Source organism: Pseudomonas frigoris, assembly GCF_047758635.1.
Lineage (GTDB): Bacteria > Pseudomonadota > Gammaproteobacteria > Pseudomonadales > Pseudomonadaceae > Aquipseudomonas > Aquipseudomonas frigoris.
This window is the reverse complement of the sequence record NZ_CP180479.1, coordinates 1,054,217-1,078,572: the sequence shown is the minus strand read 5'-3', so window position 1 is coordinate 1,078,572 and position 24,356 is coordinate 1,054,217. Positions and strand designations below refer to the sequence as shown.

The 24,356-nt window shown below is 56.9% G+C and carries 19 protein-coding genes and 1 other RNA gene; 10 read left to right on the top strand and 10 right to left on the bottom strand.

The genetic code is table 11. The features are described from left to right. Nucleotides 1-2 precede the first annotated feature (2 nt). Complete coding sequence (locus ACMXYH_RS04825) at nucleotides 3-1,406, bottom strand: sodium-dependent transporter (protein ID WP_129438624.1); 1,404 nt, start codon at nucleotides 1,404-1,406, stop codon at nucleotides 3-5. A 118-nt stretch (nucleotides 1,407-1,524) separates the two neighbouring features. On the opposite strand from ACMXYH_RS04825, the gene smpB reads away from it, so the two are divergent. Continuing rightward, the gene (gene smpB, locus ACMXYH_RS04820) at nucleotides 1,525-2,007 is read left to right on the top strand and encodes an SsrA-binding protein SmpB (RefSeq protein ID WP_008149046.1); all 483 of its coding nucleotides are present in this window, start codon (nucleotides 1,525-1,527) and stop codon (nucleotides 2,005-2,007) included. A gap of 159 nt (nucleotides 2,008-2,166) precedes the next feature. On the opposite strand, the gene ACMXYH_RS04815 is transcribed toward smpB, so the two are convergent. After that, on the bottom strand, nucleotides 2,167-2,934 hold the full coding sequence (locus ACMXYH_RS04815; RefSeq protein ID WP_008149047.1) for a GntR family transcriptional regulator: 768 nt from the start codon (nucleotides 2,932-2,934) through the stop codon (nucleotides 2,167-2,169). A gap of 262 nt (nucleotides 2,935-3,196) precedes the next feature. Here ACMXYH_RS04815 and ACMXYH_RS04810 point away from each other — a divergent pair, with 262 nt between their 5' ends. The 9 genes from ACMXYH_RS04810 (at nucleotide 3,197) to ACMXYH_RS04770 (ending at nucleotide 13,752) form a co-directional block, all read left to right on the top strand. Next, nucleotides 3,197-4,891: a lactate permease LctP family transporter gene (locus tag ACMXYH_RS04810; RefSeq protein ID WP_415766472.1), complete on the top strand. Its 1,695-nt coding sequence runs from the start codon at nucleotides 3,197-3,199 to the stop codon at nucleotides 4,889-4,891. A gap of 151 nt (nucleotides 4,892-5,042) precedes the next feature. Beyond that, entirely contained in the window at nucleotides 5,043-5,867 is an 825-nt protein-coding gene (locus tag ACMXYH_RS04805) for a (Fe-S)-binding protein (RefSeq protein WP_415766471.1), read from the top strand. Beyond that, nucleotides 5,864-7,318 (top strand): LutB/LldF family L-lactate oxidation iron-sulfur protein, encoded by a 1,455-nt coding sequence (locus ACMXYH_RS04800; RefSeq protein WP_134422055.1) that lies wholly within the window; start codon nucleotides 5,864-5,866, stop codon nucleotides 7,316-7,318. The genes ACMXYH_RS04805 and ACMXYH_RS04800 overlap by 4 nt, the downstream gene beginning before the upstream one ends. Continuing rightward, nucleotides 7,318-7,989 (top strand): LutC/YkgG family protein, encoded by a 672-nt coding sequence (locus ACMXYH_RS04795; RefSeq protein ID WP_415766470.1) that lies wholly within the window; start codon nucleotides 7,318-7,320, stop codon nucleotides 7,987-7,989. The genes ACMXYH_RS04800 and ACMXYH_RS04795 overlap by 1 nt, the downstream gene beginning before the upstream one ends. Beyond that, nucleotides 7,986-10,805: an FAD-binding and (Fe-S)-binding domain-containing protein gene (locus tag ACMXYH_RS04790; RefSeq protein WP_415766469.1), complete on the top strand. Its 2,820-nt coding sequence runs from the start codon at nucleotides 7,986-7,988 to the stop codon at nucleotides 10,803-10,805. Before ACMXYH_RS04795 ends, ACMXYH_RS04790 begins: the two co-directional genes overlap by 4 nt. A gap of 119 nt (nucleotides 10,806-10,924) precedes the next feature. Next, nucleotides 10,925-11,200 (top strand): hypothetical protein, encoded by a 276-nt coding sequence (locus ACMXYH_RS04785; RefSeq protein ID WP_415766468.1) that lies wholly within the window; start codon nucleotides 10,925-10,927, stop codon nucleotides 11,198-11,200. A 341-nt stretch (nucleotides 11,201-11,541) separates the two neighbouring features. Further along, nucleotides 11,542-11,820 carry a hypothetical protein gene (locus ACMXYH_RS04780; protein WP_415766467.1) on the top strand — a complete coding sequence of 93 codons (279 nt, stop codon included), beginning with the start codon at nucleotides 11,542-11,544 and terminating at the stop codon, nucleotides 11,818-11,820. Nucleotides 11,821-11,915: 95 nt separating this feature from the next. Next, nucleotides 11,916-12,309: a transfer-messenger RNA gene (gene ssrA, locus ACMXYH_RS04775) on the top strand. Between the two features lie 186 nt (nucleotides 12,310-12,495). Further along, complete coding sequence (locus ACMXYH_RS04770) at nucleotides 12,496-13,752, top strand: integrase domain-containing protein (RefSeq protein WP_014719966.1); 1,257 nt, start codon at nucleotides 12,496-12,498, stop codon at nucleotides 13,750-13,752. A gap of 167 nt (nucleotides 13,753-13,919) precedes the next feature. Here the strand turns inward: ACMXYH_RS04770 and ACMXYH_RS04765 are convergent, their stop codons facing one another. The 8 genes from ACMXYH_RS04765 to ACMXYH_RS04730 form a co-directional block, all read right to left on the bottom strand. Further along, complete coding sequence (locus ACMXYH_RS04765; protein ID WP_415766466.1) at nucleotides 13,920-14,189, bottom strand: hypothetical protein; 270 nt, start codon at nucleotides 14,187-14,189, stop codon at nucleotides 13,920-13,922. Next, nucleotides 14,186-15,166 (bottom strand): integrase domain-containing protein, encoded by a 981-nt coding sequence (locus tag ACMXYH_RS04760; RefSeq protein ID WP_415766465.1) that lies wholly within the window; start codon nucleotides 15,164-15,166, stop codon nucleotides 14,186-14,188. The genes ACMXYH_RS04765 and ACMXYH_RS04760 overlap by 4 nt, the downstream gene beginning before the upstream one ends. After that, nucleotides 15,150-15,503 carry a hypothetical protein gene (locus ACMXYH_RS04755; RefSeq protein WP_415766464.1) on the bottom strand — a complete coding sequence of 118 codons (354 nt, stop codon included), beginning with the start codon at nucleotides 15,501-15,503 and terminating at the stop codon, nucleotides 15,150-15,152. The genes ACMXYH_RS04760 and ACMXYH_RS04755 overlap by 17 nt, the downstream gene beginning before the upstream one ends. Further along, on the bottom strand, nucleotides 15,490-16,896 hold the full coding sequence (locus ACMXYH_RS04750) for a YfjI family protein (RefSeq protein ID WP_415766463.1): 1,407 nt from the start codon (nucleotides 16,894-16,896) through the stop codon (nucleotides 15,490-15,492). The genes ACMXYH_RS04755 and ACMXYH_RS04750 overlap by 14 nt, the downstream gene beginning before the upstream one ends. A 1,406-nt stretch (nucleotides 16,897-18,302) precedes the next feature. Continuing rightward, nucleotides 18,303-19,484 carry an RES family NAD+ phosphorylase gene (locus tag ACMXYH_RS04745; RefSeq protein WP_415766462.1) on the bottom strand — a complete coding sequence of 394 codons (1,182 nt, stop codon included), beginning with the start codon at nucleotides 19,482-19,484 and terminating at the stop codon, nucleotides 18,303-18,305. A 119-nt stretch (nucleotides 19,485-19,603) separates the two neighbouring features. Then, nucleotides 19,604-20,482, bottom strand: a complete 879-nt coding sequence (locus ACMXYH_RS04740) for a S8 family peptidase (protein ID WP_339518427.1) — start codon at nucleotides 20,480-20,482, stop codon at nucleotides 19,604-19,606. Between the two features lie 351 nt (nucleotides 20,483-20,833). Then, the gene (locus ACMXYH_RS04735; RefSeq protein ID WP_339518426.1) at nucleotides 20,834-23,047 is read right to left on the bottom strand and encodes a S8 family peptidase; all 2,214 of its coding nucleotides are present in this window, start codon (nucleotides 23,045-23,047) and stop codon (nucleotides 20,834-20,836) included. Then, on the bottom strand, nucleotides 23,044-24,222 hold the full coding sequence (locus ACMXYH_RS04730) for an AAA family ATPase (RefSeq protein WP_339518424.1): 1,179 nt from the start codon (nucleotides 24,220-24,222) through the stop codon (nucleotides 23,044-23,046). Before ACMXYH_RS04730 ends, ACMXYH_RS04735 begins: the two co-directional genes overlap by 4 nt. Between the last annotated feature and the right edge of the window lie 134 nt (nucleotides 24,223-24,356).

Here is a 24,356-nt window from a genome sequence, read left to right as displayed (position 1 = left end):
CGTCACTTCCACAGCTGGGCGGCAAACACTACGAGAATGCCGATGGGCGCCACATAGCGCATCAAGAACAAGGACAGGGCGAACATCGCAGGGTTGCGGATCGACAACTCGTCGCGTACCGCTTCACGCCCCATCACCCATCCTGCAAACACCACGAAACACAAACCACCGAGTGGCAACATGATCCGCGAGGTGAAGAAATCGATCACACCAAAGAAGTCCAGGCCACCGGCCGCACCCCATTGATAGAGGTGGAACATCCCGCCTTCGTTCACGAAAAATTTGGCTTCCTTCCAGATATTGAAGGAAAACACCGTGCCCAGACCGACGAACCAGCAGATGAATGCCAGCCAGAAGGTGACCCAGGCGCGGCTGACTTTCGTGCGCTCAACCAGGTAAGCCACCATCGGCTCAAGCAGGGAAATTGCGGAACTCCAGGCTGCAATCGCTACCAGCACGAAGAACACTACGCCCATCAACTGGCCGAACGCTACGTTACCAAAGGCAAAGGGCAAGCTGACGAACATCAGGCCAGGGCCTTCGCTTGGGTTCAGGCCCGCGGCAAACACGATCGGAAACAATGCCAGACCAGCCACTAGGGAAACGAAGGTATCGAGCAGTGCCACGCCGACGATGGTGCCGGAAATCGATGAGTTCTTCGGCATGTAGGCGCCGTAAATCATGATCGAGCCGACGCCCACGCTCAGGGAAAAAAACGCGTGCCCCATGGCAGGTAGCAAACCGTCGAGTACTTTTTCCGGGTGGAAGTCGAACATGAAATGCACGCCTTCCATGAAATGGCCGGTGGTCATGCTGTAGCCCAGCAGAACAATCACCATCACGAACAGTAGCGGCATCATGATCCGCAGGCTGCGTTCCAGGCCGGCGACCACCCCTTTGGCAATCACCACCGCCGACAGCAGCATAAATATTGTGTGCCAAAGTGTCAGGCGCCATGGATCGGCGATCACATTGCCAAAGTAGGCGCCGACCTGGTCAGCCGTCACCCCCTGGAAGTCGCCACGGCCCATGTCGATGATGTAATCCAGCGACCAGCCGCCGACCACACTATAGAAAGACAGGATCAGCAACGCCGTGATCATCCCGGCAAATGCGCCCCAGGACCACTTCGTCGAATGCCCGGCTTCCAGCGCCAATACCTTCAGGGCGTTGGCCGGGCTCTGCCGTGCACGGCGACCGATCAGGGTTTCGGCCAGCATGACCGGCACACCGATCAGCGCGATACAGGCCAGGAACATCAGCACGAAGGCGCCGCCGCCGTAGACGCCGACCATGTACGGGAATTTCCAGATACTACCCAGGCCCACGGCCGAACCGGTCGCGGCGAGTATGAAGACCCAGCGGCTAGCCCAACTGCCGTGGACAGAAACCTTGTCTGTCGACATCGTTATCACGCCCAAGCGTTCAAAAAAGAGGCCGCATTGTCCGGGATTCAATCAACCTGCTCAAGCACGTAGCGATACCGTAGCCGACTCGCGTGCAACTCCCTATAATGCCGCCCCTATGGCTAAACAGAAGAAACACCCAACAGGGACCATCGCGCAAAACAAAAAGGCGCGACACGATTACTTCATCGAGCACAAGTTCGAGGCTGGTCTGGTCCTGGCCGGCTGGGAAGTAAAAAGTCTGCGGGCAAGCAAGCTGCAACTGGTCGACAGTTACGTGCTGCTCAAGGATGGCGAAGCCTGGCTGCTCGGCAGCCACATTACGCCGCTGATGACCGCCAGCACCCACGTCATCGCTGATCCGACCCGCACCCGAAAATTGCTGCTCAACCGACGCGAGTTGGAAAAGCTGGCCACTGCCGTACAGCAAAAAGGTTACGCCTGCGTGTGCCTGTCCTGGTACTGGAGCAAGCACATGGTCAAGTGCGAGATCGCTCTGGGCAAGGGCAAGAAGGAATACGACAAGCGTGATACCGAACGCGAACGCGACGCCGGCCGCGAGTTGCAGCGTGCGGTGCGCAACAAGGGCAAGGAAGATTAATTCTCTTTTTGCCTGAGACAGCCATCGTCGGATCGCCGCCCGGAGCAAGCTCGCTCCCACATTTGTTTTGTGCCGTTCACAAATCCACTGTGGGAGCGAGCTTGCTCCGGGCGGCGATCCGACGATGGCGATTGCACAAATCACCACAAAACCGACTGACTACATCCCCTTGCGCCGCTCCGCCCGAGCCATGCGCTGCACTTCCTGACGCACTTCTTCCAGCACTTCCTGCACATACAAGATATGTCGGCTGGAGACTTCCCGCGCCTGCTCTGCCCTTCCTTCAATAATCGCCAGGTACAACTCCCGGTGCTGTGTGATCAGCATGTCGCGGGTTTCCGTACGCTGCTTGTACATACCGCCGATGTTGGTCACCACGTTACGCTTGAGCAGATCGAACAACCCACGAATGGTGTGCAGCAACACCGCGTTATGACTGGCTTCAGCAATTGCCAGGTGGAATTTCGCATCCGCCGCCCCCTCTTCCGCCCGACTTACCTCGTCGTGACGCGTATAGCAGTCCTGCAATTCATTGAAGGCCGCGGTCAATCGCTCGCGATCAACATCCGTAGCACGCATGGCTGCGTAATAGGCGCAGGAGGCTTCCAGGGTGTGACGAAATTCCAGCAGATCGCGCTGCGCTTCAGGGTTGCTTTCCAGCAGATGCAGCAGCGGATCGCTGAAGGTTGACCCCAGCGACTCCACCACATAATTGCCACCACCCTGGCGACTGACCAGCAAGCCCTTGGCCGCCAGTTTCTGAATCGCTTCGCGCAACGAAGGGCGTGACACGCCGAACTGCTCGGCCAACGCACGTTCGGCCGGCAAGCGCTCACCCGCCTTCAGCGTGCCCTCGAGAATCATCCCCTCGAGCTGCTCGACAATATCGTCAGACAAACGGCGCTGACGAATCTGATCAAACCCCATAACTCATTTCTCCACGATCCCGACGGCTCGCCGGGGTCTCTATTCTGGCCTATCAGGGCTGTGTCAGCACCTGCCAGACGGCATTTGGTCGAGCGGACCAGATGACTTCTGCAGCGCGCATTCGACAAAAGTTTTAGGGCGGCAAATTGACACGCCGCCTACAAGGCTTTTACCCTAGCCAACAGCGATTGTAAATTGGTATTACCAATTATCCAAGAACGCTGACCAGTGCCTGACCAACAACAATTAGGGGCCACCCCATATGCAAACCTGGCAACAGCTCTATTCACCGCTCGGCAGTCTCGGCGTATCCGCGCTCGCGGCCGTTATCCCCATTGTGTTTTTCTTCCTGGCATTGGCCGTGCTCCGACTCAAAGGACACGTGGCCGGCAGCATCACGCTGGCCTTGTCCATTGCCGTGGCGATCTTCGCCTTCCAGATGCCCGTCGACATGGCCTTCGCCGCCGCCGGCTATGGTTTCGCCTACGGTTTGTGGCCGATTGCCTGGATCATCGTGGCGGCGGTATTCCTCTACAAACTGACGGTAAAGAGTGGTCAGTTCGAAGTGATCCGCAGCTCGGTTCTGTCGATTACCGATGACCAGCGCCTGCAGGTGCTGCTGATCGGCTTCTGCTTCGGTGCCTTCCTGGAAGGTGCCGCCGGTTTCGGTGCGCCGGTCGCGATTACTGCCGCCCTGCTTGTAGGACTGGGCTTTAACCCGCTGTACGCCGCTGGCCTGTGCCTGATCGCCAACACCGCGCCCGTTGCCTTCGGCGCCTTGGGGATTCCGATCATCGTCGCCGGGCAAGTGACCGGTATCGACGCGTTCAAGATCGGCGCCATGACGGGTCGCCAACTGCCGCTGCTGTCGCTGTTCGTGCCGTTCTGGCTGGTGTTCATGATGGATGGCCTGCGCGGCGTTCGCGAAACCTGGCCGGCAGCACTGGTGGCCGGTTTAAGCTTTGCCGTCACCCAATACTTCACGTCGAACTTCATCGGCCCGGAACTGCCGGACATCACCTCGGCCCTGGCCAGCCTGATTTCCCTGACGCTGTTCCTGAAAGTCTGGCAGCCAAAGCGTGCCGCAGGCCAACACATCGTCGGTGCCGTCTCGGCTTCCGTGGTGAGCGCCAGCGCCGGCGGTTTCGGTCAGCCGCGCAGCACCGTGGCTTCGCCCTACAGCCTCAGTGAAATTCTCAAAGCCTGGTCACCGTTCCTGATCCTCACCGTGCTGGTCACCATCTGGACCCTGAAACCGTTCAAGGCAATGTTTGCCGCTGGCGGTTCGATGTACAGCTGGGTGTTCAACTTCGCGATCCCGCACCTGGACCAAATGGTGATCAAGGTCGCACCGATCGTGGCCGCCCCGACCGCCATTCCAGCGGTGTTCAAACTTGACCCGATTTCCGCGACCGGCACGGCGATATTCTTCTCCGCGCTGATCTCGATGCTGGTACTGAGGATCAATGTCAAAATTGGTCTGACCACTTTGAAAGAGACCTTCTACGAGCTGCGCTGGCCGATTCTGTCCATCGGCATGGTGCTCGCCTTTGCCTTCGTCACTAACTACTCGGGCATGTCCTCGACCATGGCGCTGGTTCTGGCAGGCACCGGTGCAGCATTCCCGTTCTTCTCGCCGTTCCTCGGCTGGCTGGGTGTGTTCCTGACCGGTTCCGATACCTCGTCCAACGCACTGTTCAGTTCGCTGCAAGCGACCACTGCGCACCAGATCGGTGTGAACGACGTGTTGCTGGTTGCGGCGAACACCAGCGGCGGCGTGACCGGCAAGATGATCTCGCCACAATCGATCGCCGTCGCCTGCGCCGCGACCGGTCTGGTGGGCAAGGAATCGGATCTGTTCCGTTTCACCCTCAAGCACAGCCTGTTCTTTGCAACGATCGTCGGCCTGATCACGCTGGCTCAGGCCTACTGGTTCACCGGCATGCTTGTGCACTAAGTACTACACGATAAAAAGCAAAAACCGACGCCGGACCACGATTCCGGCGTCAGCTATTCACAACCCGGTCTGTAAGGCTGCTGAAAGCTTGCCTCTCTATATTCAGCAGCCACAACAGACGGATAACCGGGACCACCCGGAGACACGCCTGATGAGCGAGCTTTTTTACAACGCTGTTCCAAATGCGACCCGCGTCGCCCCGCCACTGCCCGAGCCTCGGCAATACCCCAGCGAGAAACCGTCTCGGGTCTATCTGTTCGGAACCTGCGTGGTGGATTTGTTCTACCCTGAAGCCGGGATGGACGCGATTCACTTGCTGGAACGCGAAGGCATTCGTGTCGAGTATCCGCAGGGGCAAAGCTGCTGCGGGCAACCGGCCTACACCTCGGGTTACACCGAGCAGGCGAGGACCGTGGCACGCTCGCAACTGGCGCTGTTTGCCGGGGACTATCCGGTGGTGGTGCCTTCGGGATCGTGTGCCGGGATGTTGCGCGAACACTACGCCGACTTGTTCAAGGACGAGCCGGACACGCTGAAACAGGTTCAGGCGCTGGCGGCCCGGACTTATGAACTGGCCGAGTTTCTGTTGTTTGTCTGCAAGGTGCAGCTCAAGGACGGTGGCGAGCCAGTCAAAGTAGCGCTGCACACGTCGTGCTCGGCACGCCGTGAGATGAACACCCACTTGCATGGCCGCGAGTTGTTGGCGCAGCTCCGTAACGTGGAGCGAGTCGACCACAGTCATGAAAGTGAATGCTGTGGCTTCGGTGGGACTTTCAGCGTCCGTATGCCAGACATTTCCGGCGCGATGGTGGCTGACAAGACCCGCTCGTTGAAGGAATCTGGCGCGCACAAGGTACTGAGTGCCGACTGCGGTTGCCTGATGAACATCAACGGCTCGCTGGAGAAACAGAAGGAAGCATTGCGCGGCCAACATCTGGCCAGCTTCCTTTGGCAGCGAACCGGAGGTGTTCTATGAACGCTTCCGCGATTATTCCTACGGTTGCCGTAGAAGAAGATTTCCGCACCCGTGCTCACAAGGCGTTGGGTGACAAGCAACTGCGAAATAACTTTCGCACGGCGATGGATTCGCTAATGACAAAACGGGCAGCGTCTTTCAGCGATGCCCACGAAAGAGAACATTTGCGAGTGCTGGGCAATGCTGTCCGCGCCCGTGCTTTATCCAAGTTGCCCGACCTGCTCGAACAGCTTGAACAGAACCTGACCCGCAACGGTGTGACAGTGCACTGGGCGGAAACGGTGGATGAGGCCAATGGCATCGTCCTCTCGATCATCCGCGCTCACGAGGGGCGGCAAGTGATCAAGGGCAAATCGATGGTCAGCGAAGAGATGGAGATGAATCACTTCCTCGCTGAACAGGGCATTGAATGCCTGGAATCGGACATGGGCGAGTACATCGTCCAGCTCGACCACGAGAAGCCTTCACACATTATTATGCCGGCGATCCACAAGAATGCCGGTCAGGTCGCGTCCTTGTTCCACGACAAACTTGGCGTGGAATACACCAAGGACGTTGACCAACTCATTCAGATCGGTCGCAAGGTCTTGCGGCAGAAATTCTTCGAAGCGGACATCGGCGTCTCCGGCGTCAACTTCGCAGTGGCCGAAACCGGCACCTTGCTGCTGGTGGAAAACGAAGGCAACGGGCGCATGACCACTACCGTGCCGCCGGTGCACATCGCCGTCACAGGCATCGAAAAAGTCGTGGAAAACCTGCGCGATGTGGTGCCGTTGCTGTCACTGCTGACCCGTTCAGCCCTCGGCCAGCCGATCACCACCTACGTCAACATGATCTCCGGCCCGCGCAAGGAACATGAACTCGACGGCCCTCAGGAAGTGCACCTGGTATTGCTCGACAACGGTCGCAGCCAGGCCTTCGCCGACAGCGAATTGCGCCAGACCCTGAACTGCATCCGCTGCGGCGCCTGTATGAATCATTGCCCGGTCTACACCCGAATCGGCGGCCACGCCTATGGGGAGGTTTACCCTGGGCCTATCGGAAAAATCATCACCCCGCACATGGTCGGCCTGGCGAAAGTCCCGGACCATCCGAGCGCATCGTCATTGTGCGGCGCTTGCGGCGAAGTTTGCCCGGTAAAAATTCCTATCCCGGCGCTGCTGCGTCGCCTACGGGAAGAGAACGTCAAAGCCCCGGACAGCCCTCATCAAGTGATGCGCGGCCAGGGCAGCAAGTACTCGCGTAAAGAACGGGTTATCTGGAATGCCTGGGCGAAGCTCAACAGTTCACCCACGCTTTATCGACTGTTCGGCTTCTTCGCCACTCGCTTGCGCACGCTGGCACCGAGCAATGTCGGCCCCTGGACGCAAAACCACAGCGCACCGAAACCCGCTGCCCGCTCACTGCATGACATGGCCCGCGAACATCTGGCCAAACAGGGAGATCGCTGATGAGCGCCAAGCAAAATATCCTCGCCAAATTGCGTAAAAGTCTGACGGGCACCACGCCGGTGCCTGACGAATTTGACGTCGAACTGGTGACAGCGCCCTACACGTACACCGCCGAACAACGCATCCCGCAGCTGCGCAAACTGATGGAAGCGGTGCACACCGAAATCCATCTGACGTCCGGCGAAGGTTGGCCTTCGTTGCTTGCTCAGTTGTTGCGGGACCGTCAGTTGCCGAGTCTGTTGATCGCACCGACTACACCTCACGGGCAACGCGTCACTCAGCACTGGGCGAAAAATCCTGATCTGCCAACGCTCAAGTCCTACGACCGTCCGGTTGAAGAATGGAGGACCGAATTGTTCAACGACACGCCGGCCAGCCTGACCGGCACCCTTGGCGCAATCGCTGCCACAGGTAGTCTGATTCTCTGGCCGACGCGGGAAGAACCGCGACTGATGAGCCTGGTGCCGCCAGTGCATTTCGCCCTGCTCAAGGCCAGTGAAATCCGCGACAACTTCTATCAAGTGCAGCAGGAATTCGAGTGGGCCCAAGGCATGCCGACCAACGCCCTGCTGGTGTCCGGCCCGTCGAAAACCGCTGACATCGAGCAGGTCCTGGCCTACGGCGCTCACGGTCCGAAAGACCTCGTGGTCATAATCCTGGAGGACCAATGAATCTACCCGCGGCTTTCCTGCGAGATGCGCAGCAACTGATTCCCCAGGAGCGACGTTTCGACGACCCGCTGTCGACCTTGGCCTTCGGCACCGACGCCAGTTTCTACCGGTTGATTCCGAAACTGGTGATTCGTGTCGAGTCGGAAGATGAAGTAGTCGCGCTGCTGAAACTGGCGCAACGGGATCTAGTCCCGGTAACCTTCCGCGCCGCCGGCACCAGCCTGTCCGGCCAGGCCATCAGTGACTCGGTGTTGATCGTCCTGGGGGATAACTGGAACGGTCGCGAGATTCGCGGGCAAGGTACGCAAATCCGTCTGCAACCGGGTGTGATCGGCGCACAGGCCAACGCATGGCTGGCACCGTTCGGGCGCAAGATAGGCCCGGACCCGGCCTCAATCAATGCCTGTAAAATCGGCGGCATCGTCGCCAACAATGCCAGCGGCATGTGCTGCGGCACGGCGCAAAACACCTATCACACGTTGGCTGGCATTCGTCTGGTGCTGGCCGACGGCAGCCGTCTCGATACCGAAGATGCGGCGAGTGTTGCTGCGTTTCGTGAGAGCCACGCTTCGCTGCTTGAACGCCTGGCAACGTTGGGCCGCGAAACCCGCGCCAATGCCGAGCTGGCGGCGAGAATTCGCCACAAATACCGTCTGAAAAATACCACCGGGCTGTCACTCAATGCGCTGGTGGATTTCGACGAGCCTGTGGATATCTTGAGCCACTTGCTGGTGGGCTCCGAAGGCACCCTCGGCTTCATCAGCGCGGTCACTTATGACACGGTGATCGATCATCCGAACAAGGCCTCGGCGCTGATCGTGTTCCCGGATGTGGAAACCTGCTGTAACGCTGTGACGGTGCTGAAAAGCCAACCGGTGTCGGCCGTCGAACTGCTAGACCGGCGCAGTCTGCGCTCGGTGCAGGACAAACCCGGCATGCCCGCTTTCGTACAACAGCTGTCGAACAATGCCTGCGCGCTGCTGATCGAATCCCGCGCCGCATCGTCCACTTTGCTACAGGAACAACTGGCGCACATCATGGCGTCGTTGACTTCTTTCCCGGTGGAAAAACAAGTCGACTTCACCGAAGACCCAGTGGAAAACGCCCGGCTCTGGGCAATCCGCAAGGACACCTTCCCCGCCGTCGGCGCCGTGCGCAAAACCGGCACCACGGTGATCATCGAAGACGTGACCTTCCCGGTGGAACAACTGGCCATCGGCGTAAACCGCTTGATCGAGCTGTTCGACAAACATCACTACGACGAAGCGATCCTTTTCGGACACGCGCTGGAAGGGAATCTGCATTTCGTCTTCACCCAAGGCTTCAACAACCCGGAAGAAGTCGCACGCTACCAAGCGTTCATGGACGACGTGGCGCAGTTGGTGGCGGTGGAGTTCGGTGGTTCGCTGAAGGCCGAACACGGCACCGGCCGCAACATGGCGCCCTTTGTCGAACTGGAGTGGGGCAGCGATGCCTACCAGTTGATGTGGCAGCTTAAACGTCTGCTCGACCCCAACGGCATTCTCAACCCGGACGTGGTGCTCAGCGAGGATCCGCAGATCCACCTCAAGCACCTGAAGCCGTTGCCGGCCGCCGATGAGATTGTGGATAAGTGCATCGAGTGCGGCTTCTGCGAACCGGTCTGCCCATCTAAAGGCCTTACCTTGAGCCCGCGCCAGCGCATCGTGATCTGGCGTGACATTCAGGCGAAGAAACGCGCTGGCGTGGACACCACCGAACTCGAAGCCGCTTACGAATACCAAGGCATCGACACCTGCGCCGCCACGGGACTCTGTGCGCAGCGTTGCCCTGTAGGAATCAACACCGGCGAGCTGGTGAAAAAGCTCCGCAGCCGGAAGGCAACTCATACAAAAACCGCCAATTGGCTGGAAGGCAATTTCGCCACCGCGCTGCAAGGTGCACGTTTCACCCTGCACGTGGCCAACGGCGCACGGATGCTGCTGGGGGCGCCACGATTGGCAAAGCTTTCGGCAACGTTGACGCGCCTATCCAAAGGTCAGGTCCCGCAATGGACCAACGCCATGCCGCAACCGGAAAAAGCCATTCGTTTCAGCCCGACCGTGTCGGACGAACGCCCTCGAGTGGTGTACTTCGCGGCCTGCGTGTCGCGGGCAATGGGCCCGGCGGCGGGTGATAAAGAGCAAATGTCGCTGTACGACAAAACCCGTGGGTTGCTGGAAAAGGCCGGTTACCAAGTGGTCTTCCCGGACAACCTGGACAACCTCTGCTGCGGGCAACCGTTCGCCTCCAAGGGCTACGCCGAACAGGCCGAGCACAAACGCCAGGAACTGATCGGCGCCTTGCTGCACGCCAGTCGCGGCGGGCTCGACCCGATCTACTGCGACACCAGCCCCTGCACCTTGCGCCTGGCCCAGGACCTGGGCGATGTTCGCTTGGACCTGTACGACCCGGTGCGTTTCATTCGTACGCATTTGATGGATCGACTGCATTTCACGCCGCAGGAAGCGCCGATTGCGGTGCACGTCACTTGCAGCACCCAGCACCTTGGCGAAAGTCAGACGCTGATTGATCTGGCGCGTAAATGCAGCAAAAACGTGGTCATTCCCGAAGGCATTCACTGCTGCGGGTTTGCGGGGGATAAGGGTTTTACTACGCCGGAACTGAATGCACATTCGTTGCGCACGCTCAAGGATGCGGTGCAGCAGTGCAGCGAGGGGATTTCGACCAGCCGCACTTGTGAGATCGGTCTGACGCAGCACGGCGGAATTGATTACCACGGGCTAGTCTATCTGGTGGATCGGGTAACGCAGGCGAGGGTCATGCAAGAAAAATAGAACCCTGATGCGCCGCCATAGTCCACAGAATAAGCCCGGACGTTACCGGGCTTTACCCAAACTCGGCAGCCCGTCCTGACGGCCAGCGCAGCCTGGACCCTCAGTTCAAGGAGATACACATGAAACGTTCTGTACTGTTAGGTCTGTTCGTTACTGTCTCACTGATGGCGTCCACCTCGTTTGCCGCCGAAGACCTCTGTTCGGTCAACTTGAAAACCATCGAAAATGCCAAGGCACAGACTCCTCCGGAAATGTCTGATCAGGTAATGGAAAGCGTCACGAAAGCCAAAGCCGATCAGGCAAAAGGCACCAAGCAAGGGACTGAAGATTGCATCGCCGAGACCACCCAAACTATTCAGGCCATTCAGAAGTCAAGTGACGGCGGCAAACAATAGTCCCAGCACAATGCCAACCTTCGGGTTGGCCTTCTGCCCCCTCTGGTACCACCCAATACGAGCAAGCCAAAACCCGTCAATTGCGGGTTTTGTTGCATCTGGGGTTCGTACCAACTCCGCAGAAGGAGCGAGGCCCACCAGCGAAAAGAGGCAATCGCTCCCTTTTTACTGCGATTGTTTCTATCAAACAGTTTTTTCATAGCCTTTTTTGCAAAAACCGAATTCCTGCGCAGCGCCGTAGTCTTTTAAGTAGGCCCCATCAATCGTGGCTTATGTTCCGACCTCGGCCGAGCCGCCCGCTCATACGGCAGCACCGAGACCATCAGTACAAGGAGATATCCATGAAACGTACCGCACTCGCTGGTCTGTTCATTTCTGCTGCCATGTTGGCCTCTCCCGTATTTGCTGCGGACAACAACCTTTGTACGAGCAAGCTGCAAGAGCTCAAAAGCAAAGTGAATTCACTGCCGGCGAGCTCCGGCAACGCCACAATGGAGATCAAAAGACTGATGTCCAGCGCCGAAGCTTCCCAAGCCTCCGGGGACGACAAAAAATGCGTCACCGAGGCCACCCAGGCAATGTCACTCGCTGACCAACAACGCAACCAACCCACCCCATAATCTGTGGTGGCCAACCTTCGGGTTGGCCTTCTCACGCGTGTTGGCGTACACTGCGCAGGCTTGTTGCTCACTTTGATTCACAGAGCAACAGGCTTGGGGCCGTTTAGGATTCGACGCCGGTTGCGAAACTTTAGGTGCATGCCGAGTTGGTAACAGAACTCGTAAATCCACTGTTGCAACTTTCTATAGTTGCCAATGACGAAACCTACGGGGAATACGCTCTCGCTGCGTAAGCAGCCTTAGCCCTTCCCTCCTGGTACCTTCGGGTCCAGCAATCATCAGGGGATGTCTGTAAACCCAAAGTGATTGTCATATAGAACAGAATCGCCGTGCAGTACGTTGTGGACGAAGCGGCTAAAACTTACACAACTCGCCCAAAGCACCCTGCCCGTCGGGTCGCTGAGGGTTAACTTAATAGACACGGCTACGCATGTAGTACCGACAGCGGAGTACTGGCGGACGGGGGTTCAAATCCCCCCGGCTCCACCACTTCATCATCTAAAGACGTCCACGGACGTCTTTTTTTGTGCCTGAAATCCAGTAAATACAGGGGCTTCAGCTCTTTTGGAGGCTTTGGAGGATTTCTGAGTTCCAGGCGCTTTGGTATCCCAGGTGGTATCCCGGACTACCAAATGCTATTTTCAGGATACCAAAACGGTGCTGGAGGTAGCCCCCATGCCTACTAACGCAACCCGTCTCTCCGATCGCCAGCTCAAGGCAGTCAAGGCAACTGGTAAAGACTTCGTCCTCAGCGACGGCGATGGCTTGCAGCTTCGAGTACGCGCGAGCGGCTCGATGATGTGGAATTTCAATTACCGCGAGCCGTTGACCAGAAGCCGTATCAACATGGCGCTTGGTCCATACCCCGACCTCTCGCTAGCCAACGCCCGGAAGAAAGCCGCAGAGGCGCGTGAGTTGCTCGCTTTGGGCACTGATCCCAAAACCCAGCGTGATGAGGTAAGGCAAGCCAAACTTGCTGAGACTGAACACACTTTCGAGAAGGTGGCCACTGCCTGGTTCGAGCTGAAGAAAGACTCCGTAACCAAAGCTTACGCCGAAGACATTTGGAGATCGCTGACGCTTCATGTTTTCCCAAGCATGAAAACAACGCCGCTCTCTCAAATCACTGCTCCGATGGTTATCAAAATCCTTCGCCCAATCGAGGCCAAAGGGAGCCTCGAAACCGTGAAAAGATTGAGCCAACGACTCAACGAGATCATGACCTACGGGGTCAACTCCGGGCTGATATTTGCGAACCCCCTAAATGGAATTCGGGCGGTGTTCAAGAAACCCAAGAAAGAGAACATGGCTGCGCTACCACCTGAGGAGCTTCCCGAGCTCATGATGGAAATCGCTAACGCCAGCATCAAGCGCACGACCCGATGCCTGATCGAATGGCAGTTGCACACGATGACCCGCCCTGCCGAAGCAGCTACCACACGATGGGCAGATATCGACTTCGACAAGCGCATTTGGACCATTCCGCCAGAGCGAATGAAAAAGCGTCGGCCGCACACAATCCCTCTTACCGATCAGGCACTTTCGTTACTGGAGACGCTCAAGCAACTCAGCGGTAACAGAGAGTACGTGTTCCCCTCAGATAGAAACCCCCGCACCCATGCCAATAGCCAGACCGCCAACATGGCGTTGAAGCGCATGGGCTTTCAGGACCGCCTAGTCAGCCACGGCTTGCGCTCGATGGCGAGCACCATCCTGAATGAGCATGGCTGGGATCCGGAGCTGATCGAGGTCGCGCTGGCGCATGTCGACAAGGACGAAGTTCGTAGCGCCTACAACCGGACGGATTACATCGAACGCCGGCGTCCGATGATGGCCTGGTGGAGTGAACATATCCAGAAGGCGGCCACCGGCAGCCTGTCGGCATCGGCCATCAATCAAACCAGGGACCGCAACGTCGTACCGATTCGCTGAGCATCCAAAGGTACGCGACGCCGGCTACAATCCGTGTCGTGCAGCAGGGCGACAGGAGTGACGACTGTCACTAAATCTCTGGCATGCCTGCGCCTCTTCAGCCAAGCCCCTGAGTATGGGAAGGCTCCGCATTCCCATACTCAGGGGCTCACGCTTAAAAGCGTCTATCAGACAACCACGAGTTGCGCCTTTCTGCGGCGGATCAATCCTGCCGTTAATTCATAGTAATAGACGGTCGCTGGTGCTGAGCAACGCAGATAGTGCTCTAAAAACCATCTGGCGTGCTTTTCCTTCCAGGACCAGGGGGTCTTACAACTCCAGCGCTCACGAATTACCTCTTGCATCCTTTCTGCTTGCCTGATGTGCCGCTGGCGCGTTGCGTACGCACCTTTGAGCACCGGACTCAGAAACAACGCCATGTCGAACTCGGGCTTCATCGCCGACCTCCGATGTAGGCACTCACCACATCCATGCGGTTATGTCCCAACTCATGGCTGATTTGCTGACGGGCGTGCTGATCAAGCTCTCGATCTTCTCGATGAACATGACCGCCGTTGACGGGTGCATCGAAGCCTGTGAGTTGCTCATAGCGCTCGCAGGCGTAAGCGGCACGCAGTTCATGAAAGCCTTTCAATCCATGCTCATGCAGGAGGTCCCGTGCCGGCCGCACGACTGTCTGTATGAAGTCTTTGTAGCTTTCGTTGGGCGCCAACAAATTCCGACTGCCAGTGGGTGAGGCCTCGGTGGCGGTATTGAGGGCATCGAGGACTTGATCCGTGACCGCGACCCAGCGCGGTGCCGATGCCCCTGACCGACCGCCTTTAGTACCGTCCTGGATGTTGATTTTCCCCAGCTGTTGGGCCTCTCGTTGCAGCCGTGGCAAGTCTGCCAAGATCGCTTCACGCAGGCGCATGCCGGTCTCCCGAGCGAGAAGCACAATGGCACTCACCCTCGATTGCTGACGCTCTGAGAGTGCCTGTGCAATCAGCTCGACCCGCACACGATCTTGGCCTTGCGGTGCCTTACTACGAACACCTGAGCGCTGCAGGCCTAGCGCCTTGCTCGGACTGGGGATTTTGACGTACTGATCACCGCGCAGCGCGGCCATCGTTCGGTTCACGCTGGACAGGCGATTCTGGGCGGTAGCGATGCCGACGTTGCCCTGATCAACCAGCTCCCGCAGGTGGGTGGCGTACCGCATGAGGATCTCGCGGTCGATCTGTCGCGCGTCATTGAGTCCCGGTCCTTCATCGGATCGACACCATTGCACGAATGCCTGCCAGCGATCGTCATGGGCTTTGACGGTAGCAAAATGGCCGTCGCCAAACAGATCTTTCAAGGCTTGCGGTCCGGCATAGCTGAGCTGGCGACCGAAGCCAAAATTGCGTCCCGCTCGCTTACCGACCCGAGCCACTTTTCTGTTCCTGATCGACTGCAGTGAGGTCATGCAAAAGGGCTCGCCAGTTCGCACTCACGATAGCGAATTGAGTCCAATCAGTCGGGCGAAAACACAGCGTGTTGTCAGCGACGTAGAGATGCGCGCCCTCCTCTTCCAACCATTGGATAATGGCGGTCGTCGAGGCGATAGCTTTACGGAGGGTGGCGACATCGGCGACACCGGCGACAACCCTTGCCCTGCCTGGCTTTGAGCGTGGCGACAAAGTGGCGACAGTAGCGGCGACAAATCGCGCCTTGGGCTCCTTTTGACGCTGAGCCAGATGGTTGCGCAGCGCTTCATCAAGATTGAACATGGCGCACCTCGAAGGTATGACCGTCGGTGATCAGCCACTGATGAGCAATCAACTCGACCAGCAACTTGGCGGCATGACGGCTGCTTTTACGGGCAAAGCGGGGACCGTTGCGATTCAGCTCTCGAATACTGAAGCGCTTCCAATCCTTGATCTGCAGCCAGCGCAGCAGGCGGTCCGCCTCCTCCTTTACACGGCACACCGGTTCCTGTTCGGTCAGGCGCTGGATCTCGGTGAGGTAGTAGCCGACTAAGGCCGATGCCCGCTGGATATGGTCGACCTCCACGACGCGGCTCTCCTCCACCACTGCCAGGATGCCGGCGACGCGCAGTAGGTTATCGGCGGCCTTCGATCCGCTGGGACGTATGCTTGCCAGTTCCCCAAACTCACCCAACTGGGCCTCGATAGCATCATGCAGATCAATCCAGCGACGGTGGGCTAACGAACTTAGGGCCAGCGGTGATAGCTGCAGAGCACCGTCAGCGGAAAGTGACCAAGGCTGATGAAACAGGGCCGAAAGGCGGTGGTGATAGCGCTTTAGGGCGGCGTCTTTGGACAAGTCGACAGCCTGGTAGCTGCGCTGTCCGGCCAGGCTAGTGGGCCAGGTCATCAAGCAGCGCCCTAGAATGCCCTGCCCCTGCAGCAACGGGTCACTGAGTAACTGCATAGCCAAGTACGGTTGCAGCATTAGGTGCAGGCTCAAGCGTCGATCGTAGGCTCGCAAGCTTTCACCAACCATGGAGCGCGCACGATCTATCGGACTGCCATCCCAGAGTGACGACAAGGTCGTGACCGCTTTCAAACGGTTATCCCGGCTCATGGTGCTGCTGCCAAGGAACTGTCCGCCTTCGTCACAGAACAGGCCCATGCTGGGCAAGTCATGACAGAGCCCCTTAATCAAGGCCTCGATAGTCGGGTCTGTGGTGATCAGCCGGGGTGCAGAGGGCTCCGCTTCGAGCAGCACGCCATTTGCGGAGTCGGGGTCGGCAGGATTGATACGCTGCGCCTGTCGCAGTGCGGCACGGTACCGAGCAAGTTGTTCGCGGTAGCGCTGCCACTGTTCACGCTCCCATTGTCGTGCTGGCAGCAATGCAGATCGGTCTGCGGCCGTCTTGCGATCACCGGACGCGGCCACCGTGATCAGGTACAGCGACAGGGGATAATTTCTCCCGTCGAGCTGTAAGCCCGCATGACCTTGAGTGGCCAGCGCCGAGGCCGCCAAGACCGATTGTGCCGCCAATGCCTGGGGCACCCCGATGACCTCGGCCATGCGCTCGACCGCGGGCCCAAGAATTCCGCCCAGTGCCTGAACCGGATAAGGCTCGGCCGTCGGATTCGACTCGATTAATGGTCGAGGGCATTGTGGGAGTTCAAGCTTCGGATCTAACTGCTGCATGGGCCTTCTCCTCGATGATGGCTGGCTGTCCTCACGTACTCCCGCCACGGCTGTTGAGTGTTATCAGGGATCAAGGCCCCTGCGGCCTGTGAGGTGTTCACTTACGCGGAACGAACGGCTCCTTACGACCGGGAGCGAGGGCATGAACCCATGAACCTGACCTCCTTGGCGCATCCGAAGATGCGGGCGGGCGGAGGCTGTGCCGACTGACGAGTTCGGCACCTGGAGATCCGGGGGGGGAAGAAGGCAAAGACTTGGACACCTGGGGCATGCCTGACTGTCAGTCAGGTGCAGCCCTTCCATGGGCTGCGGCACCGGTGTCTGTGTCGTTGCGGATGGCGACGAATCGGATTTGTCAGGCCGATTGTCACGAGGAGAGTTGCGGCAATGCCTTGTACGGCGAGGCTTGCAGCAGCGGTACGAGCGCCCGTCTCTTTCCAGGAGAAAGAGACGGGCGCAGTCTGGCGCAACGAAGTGTGCCGAAAGGTGAGGTTGCTGCAGCGCAGCGAGGGAGGTCCATCGTCTGCCGCAGCGGACAGATTAGAAGAGTAGGCATCCATCACTCTTGGGGAGTGACCGTGCGAGCCGCCGGACGCTAATCGCACTTCGGGAGAACCACCACGTAAGTGGTATAGCCTTGAAGGTTCTGGCTACCTGGGCAGGTGCTGTCAACGACAGCGGTCCGTGCGCCAATTGTTATACCCACTCGAATAGGTGGTCAAGCATCACGGCCAAAGCGTGCAAAAAGTGGCGACTGTCGCCACTTTTGTCGCCACGCTCCAGGCCCTGTTCTGCATGGGTTGTCGCCGCTGTCGCCGGTGTCGCCACATCTCTAGCCATGGCCCCACGACAAGATCCGCTCTCACACTGGAGCTGTACTCGATAACCATCGTGAGTCATTTCTGACGGGTAAAAGATGGCGTGACGCTAATCAAATTTGAAATGGGAGGGGGAACGAGGTGACTTCGAGAAAAAGCGAGTGAACCCTCCGATCGGCGCGATCAAAGATCGCTGGATCGGAGGGTTTGGCCGGAAAAGCAAATCTCAAACGTAATACAGCCTCAAGCATCAACGCTGGTTGATTGGGAATTGACGGTTTCACGCCGCATGATCAGCGTCTGCTGCAACCGCAGCAGAAAACCGGCTTCGAACGCTTCTTGGGGATCACCTGGGCGATGACGCTTTCGGTTCTGCGCCAGCGACTCTTTCCGACAGATTCCGGCACGCTGACAGAATCGGTAAGGTTAAACAAAACGTCCTTTATACGCATGAGGCGCTCCGGGAGAGTCAGTGATGGGCACGCCGCCGGCCCCATCCGGCACCAGCCTTTAGGGGAGGCTTCCTGTTTCGGTTGAGGTGTTTTTTTGAACGAAATATGGGCACCAGAACGGCATATCTTAGGCTGATTACTCGGTGAAGTGGTGCGTTGTAACGGCAGTGTTGGATATCTCCAGGTCGAACCTAGATCGGCCACCATGACTATACATAGTCTCAGAATTGCTTTTGTCGAAGAGGACAAAGTTAACACCGCCGTCATGCTGTACAGAACGAAAGGAGATGCCGTCGAAGGGTTGCTGCTCGTGGTAGCGAATGAACTCTGCCAGAGCTTGTGTCATCACGTAATGCGTGTCGCGGACTCGGACAGGTCGAGCAATCTCGTCATGGAGATAATGCAGCAATCTTTGGTGGTCGCCGCGCCTCTGATAGTCAGGACTGAACAAGCTAAGTGGGGTGTGCTTCAGTTGGTTGCTGAGTGTGGTGAAATCAAAGATTGTCAGTGGCGACGTGGACGAGAATTCGCCTACTACGACGGTCGCGCCCGCGGATGGCTGGACTTCGGCAATGCAAGTGGCGGTGTCCTGCGACACATACAACAACGAAACTCCTGCGGCACTCATCCGGTTGTTGCCTGCATGCTCTTTGGGGGGCGCGCCTAATTCTTTGGCCGGATTTTCTTTAAAGACTTGAACCTCAATTTGGTTTTTGGCGGTTCGGGCACGGTAAAAGTTCGTTCCCGACGGTAGCGTTTTGATAACGGCCAATGTTCCTGGGCACTCAGCACTTTCTGCATTAAGCGCCTCGAAGATCAGTGAATCAAAAAACTTCCGCGCTTTGTCGTTGAAAAAACGACGACCATGACTCAGCTCTTCGGCAATACTGTTCCATTCACCCACGACCCACCAGCGCTCATGTTCCTCCGATTCAAAAGGACTGGGCGCCCAGCAATACTCTTGCCCTGGCCAATAGAAACCCTCCTCGTCGGCATCGGCTTCAATCAGATGCTGCGCGATCGCCTCGCCTATGAGTGCGTTATCGCATCGAATGGCGATATTCACCACGTCTGCCAAGGTCATTTCATAGCCTGGGTGAAGGCCATAATCCACCATGAAATGCGTCGGTAAATACTTGCCTATGAAGCGCGCTATACGCTTGGGCGTGAGCGCTTTGCGTGTTGGTTGACTGCATGCGGCGCAGATCCTCTCCGACATCAGTGCAGCTTTGGACATTCTCAGCATGGGATCCCCAACGCATTCCAGGCAGACAAACATTGGCTCGTTGTCTTCCATCTCTAAGAATTCCAATTGCATGTGATGTTTTGTTCGGAAGCGCATTGATTGTCGTCGACTGTCTTCTGGTGGCTTGTTGAAGGTCAGGGTAGATGCCCATAGCAAGACAACGCCTGAGCATCCTTGGAAACCGTCTGGTGTTAGAGCGGGGACGTGACCAGGCCATGACCGAAATCGCTCGAATCAAATTCTGCCGCGAAACAATCGGAACGCGCGTGAGCTGTTAGGTGCGAAGCAACAGCTTGGGAACGATTAGGTGCGTTTTTTTCTTGCATGTGCTGCCACCAAAGCGCGGCCACGCCGGCAACGTGCGGACAGGCCATGCTTGTGCCATTCAGAGCGTTCAATGTACCTCCTGGCCAGGCAGAGACAACATCTACTCCCGGTGCGCTCAAGTGAGCGAAGCTGTTGGAAAAATCAGCTATCTCGTATTGCTGGCCGGAGGCAGAAGCGGCTGCCACAGAAATCACGCCTTCTGCGGCCGCAGGTAAGGAGGCAGCAATCTTGTATTGTCTGTTCACCGACCTTCGACTGTCATTGCCTGCGGCGGCAATCACCAACGGCGCAGAATTGAAGGCAGACTGCGCTTTGAAAAAGCCCATGAGGGCATCTAACAAACGCAGATTTCCGCGATAGGTTTCAAGCGCCTGGGAGGTGGCCAAGTCTACCGGCCATCCGTTGCTGACCTTGTTCTCAACTTCGCCAGGGAAATTAAAACCGAGCGACATTGAGATAATGTTCGCCCGCTCTTTAAGTGCCCATTGAAGCCCTTCGAAGATCATTTGCGAATCGCCGCCATTCTGGCCAAGCACCTTGCCGATAAGTGCTCGGCTGATTCCTCTCGCGACCCCGATCCTTTGTCCGCTCACATCTCGGCCAAAAATTGTGCCTGCACAGTGGGTACCATGACCATCGACGTCACCATTTCCTTCGCCAGTGAAATCCTGCTCCAGGATATCCACACCAGCGAAGGCAGGATGGGATGTATCAATGCCTGTATCGAGTACAGCGACTGTCACTCCTCGACCGGAATATGGAGACCGATCAGCTCTAACGGACGCTATTCCCCATGCATCGCCATTGGCGGGCGCGGTGCTAGTACCCTGCGTTGGACGGATCAACCTCGTGGCCATCGGTGGTGTGATAGCTAGAACGTCCGGGTCTCTGATTAGATCCGACAAGGCATGTTGCGGGATACGCTCAACAGCGAGTGTGGCAAGTCCCGACGATCCAGCAGAACTGGAACGTGTGATCGATTTCACCGTGCTGCTCGGCTTTCTAAGAACTATGTACTTTTCCATCCGCGATCCCTGCAGTGCCACTTGGGTTTATGTTGATAGTGTTCATTTCGCAGATCCTTAACCGATCACTTACAGTCTTACCGGCAGCGAAATCTGTGGCTGGATCGGTACCAGCGTATCGGCATAGGCTTTCAGAATGTCTGCATACAGATCTGGATGTTTTGGAGCCTCTACTGTGATGATCAGCGCGTACTTGATCTTCTCGGGTTTGTCAGCGGTACCGCCTTTTTCCCGCGCGTTGTAATGAATGTCGAATGTTGCATTGTTCAAGCTGCTGCCGTACATCCTTTTGGAGTCATGGAGCACGGTTTCCCACTTCCCTGAATCCGAGCGCCGCTCTTCCTCCGTGGCAAATTTCTTTTTCTCAAAAAAAGATTTTGAAGTGGCGTTTGTCTTGCCCTCTTCGACCTTGTCTTTGTTGGGTCTGAAGGTTACCTCCAGGCCGGCGCGGGTGTAGGACGCAGAGTCTTGCGGGTCAGTGGCGCTTGCAAAGCAGAATGTCGCTTTCAAGGTGACCATACCACTCAGGGAGCCGCCGGGGAGCGGAATCGGTGCGCGAATGTATTTGCCGGGTTTAAGCTCGCCTTGGTAGACAATCCTTGCCACTCCTGAAGGGCAGGTAATGATTTCCATTAGGTCTTCTGGGACTTTTCCCCAGCCAACATCAATAGGTTCGTGCCCATTCTTTTGCGCAGCATGAACCAGGAGCGCTTTGATCGCTAAGGCGGAAAGCTCTTGACCCAAGACGGCTCGAACCCCTACGGCGCTACGAAGAATATAGGGGGCAGCAAAGCTGGTACCCAGCAAAGGAACCAGAGACGGTTTTTTACCTGGAATCAATGCATGAAAGTACTGCTTGCCGCCACCGAAAGCCATGAGATCCGGTTTTATAACGCCAGGACTTCGTCCAGGGCCTCTAGCACTGTAGGAAGCCCGAGTCCAGGTATCACTTGTGCAGTTCGCTGCGCCTACCGTGATCGCGTTTACGCAATCCGAAGGCACTTGCACGCGATCAAGTTGAACGATCGAATCTCTCGTTCCATTGTTGCCGGCGGCGATAGTCATGAACGTGTTGCCATCGCTGAGCAGGTCGTCGATGACAGATGTCCAGGCGTGCACATCGTTGTCTTCAATGGCTACATCGGGGCCCACACTGAGATTAATGAATTCATATTGGCGCGAAAGCAAAACCTCTTCGATATGCCCAAGGGTGCGATAGAGCTCCAAAGGGTTTTCGAGGCTGGCGCCTTCATCGAGGACACGCAAGTGATCTACGTAGGAGTAAGGTCGGGATGCGGTACCTTCAGGCTCAATCGGCCCGAAAAGGAATGCAGAGGTCGCTGCGAGGCCATGTTCCGGCCCTTCGGGGTCATCACTTGCATTCTCGTCCAACACCCGATAGTTACGCAGCCATTTCCCTATGGTGTGGTCTTGAGGTAACCCTGCATCGAGGATCGCAACCCTGGGATCGGACGAGAGTGGGTCCTGAGTGGGAAGTGTGCAACTGACCGAGGGTCCCCCTCGCTTAGTGGCGGGTAGCAGTCCACGCATTTTGGGGACCGGGCGAATGACTCGGACGAAGACGAATTGTGCCAGTTTAAGGGCTTTATTCTGTGCACCTTCGATAGGCACGAACCACAAGTTGCCAACCTCAAAGCTCAGTTCGCTGTGGACAATCAAGTCCAAGCTTGAGGCGTATTCTACAAATGATTCTTGGATGAAAGTGCTGTCCTTGTCCGGCAACAGATGGATCCCAAACTCGTAGTACTTGTCGTTCTCCGTCCCCGGATTGACGATGCGGTCGCCGGGCTCAAAGGCGAAAATGTTCTCGATATGAGTGAGATCCGCAGCTTCGTCAGATTTTTCTTCAACCTCGTTCATCCAGTTACTCAATGCGCGGAAGGCATTTCGCTTGCCGGCTACGAAAATCTCAGTGGTTGAGCATTCGTGGGGCTCTATCTTGCGAGTCCAGCTTTCAGGGGTGACCCTTACTCGTCTGCTCCCAATGGATTCCAGTCCAGTTGCTCGTAGCAAATCAGACGGAAAAAAGGAGCGGGCAATGTAGCTTGGATTGAGAATGAGCCGAGCGACGCCAAAATCGAGCGGACAGGCAACCGAAGGAAGCAGATTCAGCGCTACAGAGACGCTGTGCGCCTGCCCAGTTAGTCGCTCGCGCGCACGCTCCAATGTATAGGCGTGAGCTTTATCCATGTTTCTCTTCGGGCCTTTGATATCCCGCGTCAGAAGTTCGCCACGACCAATGAGAAAATTCGTTTGGCTCATGCAGTAGTTCTCGTCCTTGATGTGCGATTAGTAGGCGTTGTCTCGTTTTTTCGATGCTTGCGTATGGTGTCTCTACTGACCCCAGTAATTTCGTGGATCGCTCGTTGGGAAAGAGAGGTTTGGCTGTCCAATTGCAGCGCAAACTCGATCTGCTCTGTACGACCCAAAGCGGCCGCTTTGTGTTTGACCAGGTCTTCAATCAGCTTTTGTATGCTGCTGCCACCCAAGGCCAACGTTCGGCGAAAGCGCTGTATCTCACGCTCAATATCACTAAAGGACTGATTTTGTAAGGCATACGAAAGTATCCCTATCCATTTTTCAAATTTATGGAGGTCGGGTCCGAGAAAGCGCTTTATCGCAATCTCAACTGCCTGTGCATCGGGCGACTGGAATTCGATGACTAGATCAAAGCGGCGCCAGAGCGCTGGATCTATGAGCTCCGGATGATTCGTAGCCGCCAAAAGAAGCCCGGTAGAAGGCCACTCATCAACTTCTTGCAAAATCACCGTCACAAGACGTTTTAGCTCGCCAATGTCACTCTCATCGCTGCGCCGTTTAGCAATCGCATCAATTTCGTCAAGGAACAGCACGGAGGGGGTTCGTTTCGCGTAATCGAGTGCCGCTCGAATATTTGCACCACTCTTGCCTAGTAGGCTGCTCATGACAGTCGTCAAGTCGAGGACAAACAGTGGCACACCCAGTTGCGCTGCAATCCATCGTGCAGTGATCGTCTTGCCCACGCCGGGAGGCCCTACAAAAACTGAAGATTTGGTGGGGTGCAGCCCCAGAGATGCTAGCTTCTTGATCTGCTTTCGTTCTTTGATCAGCTGAGCGAGAGATTCCTCAATCGTAACTGTCAGCAGCGGCGCGGGATAACTTGCTTCATCGCTGAAAACCTTGAGCAACGACAAGCGGGACTCGTTGTCCACTGGCGCGGGAGGAGCGCTATCACCATTTGTAGAGGGCTTTTCTCTACGCATGAACGCCGTTGACCCGCTAGGTGCAATGGTGCGCAGGTAGTTGTCGAGCTGATCCGCCAAAGTTGGCTCGCTGCTTCGATATTGCCTGACGAGCCGGGCAATAAAGAGCCTCACGTCATCAGTTTTTTCACTCAAAGCCAAGCGTGCAACCTGGGCTAAATCTGATTTAACCTTAGTAAGTTCTTCCGTTGTCATGGTAATAGGCTGATTTCACAGGGGTTTTTTTGCATTAGGAAGTGGACTAAATTGTAGCACATTCTCTAGGCATTCGTCCTCTGGCTATCCGCACTTGCCGAGCCGCTCACGCGTTGTGCCCGACGAACGGCGGG